This window comes from Mesorhizobium sp. WSM4989, from assembly GCF_029625795.1.
Lineage (GTDB): Bacteria > Pseudomonadota > Alphaproteobacteria > Rhizobiales > Rhizobiaceae > Mesorhizobium.
On the sequence record NZ_JARTVN010000054.1, the window covers coordinates 1 to 252 of the forward strand.

Below are 252 nucleotides of genomic sequence, written 5' to 3' on the forward strand. Positions count from 1 at the left end.
GTCGTGATGTTTGCCGCGCTGGTGCTTGCCCTGATCGTCATCCTGCAGAATCGCGATCAGGTACGGCGATGGCTGCTGAGCCGCAGCGAGACCCGCCGAACCGACATTCTGGGCAGGTTCCTGGCCGGTCTCGCCAGACTTTGGCACGTCGTGGTGATCGGATACCTGATTCTCGTCTTCGTTCTTTGGCTCGCGGCTCCCGCGATGGCCCTGCCGTTCGTCCTCGCGGCTACCATCCAATCGATCGTCGCG

The 252-nt window shown here is 62.7% G+C and carries 1 pseudogene; it reads left to right on the plus strand.

Going from position 1 to position 252, the window contains the following annotated elements:
• A pseudogene (locus P9217_RS30285) lies at positions 1-252 on the plus strand (mechanosensitive ion channel protein MscS); the annotation flags it as partial.